The 1,561-nt window shown below is 50.5% G+C and carries 1 protein-coding gene and 1 pseudogene; both read left to right on the top strand.

Annotated features, from left to right (window positions below; translation table 11 throughout):
- The first annotated feature begins 30 nt into the window (after positions 1-30).
- Positions 31-1,041, top strand: coding sequence for a conjugal transfer pilus assembly protein TraU (traU, locus tag AB6D58_RS24385; RefSeq protein ID WP_372091217.1), 1,011 nt, complete (start codon positions 31-33; stop codon positions 1,039-1,041).
- Positions 1,042-1,294: 253 nt separating this feature from the next.
- A pseudogene (locus AB6D58_RS24390) lies at positions 1,295-1,561 on the top strand (type-F conjugative transfer system pilin assembly protein TrbC); the annotation flags it as partial.

A 1,561-nucleotide genomic window follows, 5' to 3' on the forward strand; every position in this document is an offset into this window, starting at 1 on the left:
ACCACGCTCGGCGTGGAAAAAGGACACCCCATGACACAACGACACTTTCGTTTACTGTTGTGCTGCCTATTGGTTTTTATTGCCCCATCAACCCTAGCAGCCAGTGCGGCGTGTAAAAGCCGTTTTATTAACCCCATGACCGATATTTGTTGGGATTGCTTGTTTCCGATGACGATAGGCTCGGCCACCGTCATGCCTTCTAAGTACCCCGATACGCCCAACCCCACACTGCCTATCTCTTATTGCCCTAAACCGCCGCCTATCTTTGTGCAAATAGGCATCAACATTGGCTATTGGGAGCCTTATGCCTTAACCGATATCACGCGCGTCCCTTACTGTATGGTGAACATGGGCGTGCAAATGTCCGGCGCTAACACTCAGCGTATCGGTGGGCGCGTGACCGCCCGTGAGAGTGACAGCAGTGACGGAGGCTTTTATCACGCCCATTGGTATAAGTACCCCGTCATTTATTGGCTGCAACTGATGCAATCCACCGCCTGCATGGCCACGGACGTTTTTGATGTGGTCTACATGACGGAAATTGACCCACTTTGGGACGACGATGAGTTATCCCTCATTCTCAATCCCGAAGCGTTACTGTTTGGTAACTTGGTTGCGCAGCTTGCTTGCGTGCCCGAAGCCCTGTTGACCTCCACTAACGCTGCCTTACCTATTGATGCGTTATTTTGGTGTTTAGGCTCACAGGGCAGTGCCTATCCGCTCACCGGCACCACCAACTATCGAGACACGCCCATCCAGGCGGCGACACTCTTGATGGAAAAGCTGAACTACAAACTGCACCGGCAAGGAATCATCTGGGAGACGCGCGGCGAAGATGGCGCGATTTGTTATCAATATCCCGATCCTATTTTGCCAAAATCTCGTTATCGGTATCAAATGTCGGGGCCTATTCCCGATGCCGCCTGGTGTCACCCGTACACCACGACAACCACACTCTGGGAAGCCGGCCATGACAACCCGGTGACAGGGGATAACTTTGGTTTTGTACAATGGCGAAAGCGCAACTGTGTCTTTTTATAAGGTGACGCGATGATGCCCATTCTTCCCCACAAAAATGAAACGGACCTATTTATTGCCAGTCACCCTGACTCCCTTACCGATTTTTTAAAAACAGAGCTCGCCAACAACAAGCACATTTACTGCTGTTTCCCGCTCTCGCAGTTTTGCTTCTCGTTTTGTCGCGATCTCAATGCTCGTAAGGTGCTGTCAATCAGCTTCCAAAACGCTCACACCCTCTACCCACCCTTTCAGCGGCCATAATGAAGAGGTTACTATGACCATTCCATCTTTTGAGAGCACCTTTAGGCGCTCTCTTGTTTTTCTGTGTTTTTTTATCGCGTTACCCGCCCAAGCTTACACTGAGCAAGAGCTCAAAGCTTTTGCCAAGCTTGAGCAAAAAATGACTCAACAACCGGAGGCGGCGAAGACGTGGCCTACGGACGACATACAAAATAAAGCCCAGGCTTATCGAGAAGAAGCGCTGACTCTCAGCCGCAATGTTCAAGATTTGATAAAAGAGGAGAGCCTGTCCCCCTTATTG

This window comes from Vibrio sp. 10N.239.312.D08 (assembly GCF_041466145.1).
Classification (GTDB): domain Bacteria; phylum Pseudomonadota; class Gammaproteobacteria; order Enterobacterales; family Vibrionaceae; genus Vibrio; species Vibrio crassostreae_C.

Coding starts and splice junctions, on each gene's coding strand:
- traU (WP_372091217.1), top strand. CDS start 31: ATGACACAACGACACTTTCGTTTACTGTTGTGCTGCCTATTGGTTTTT.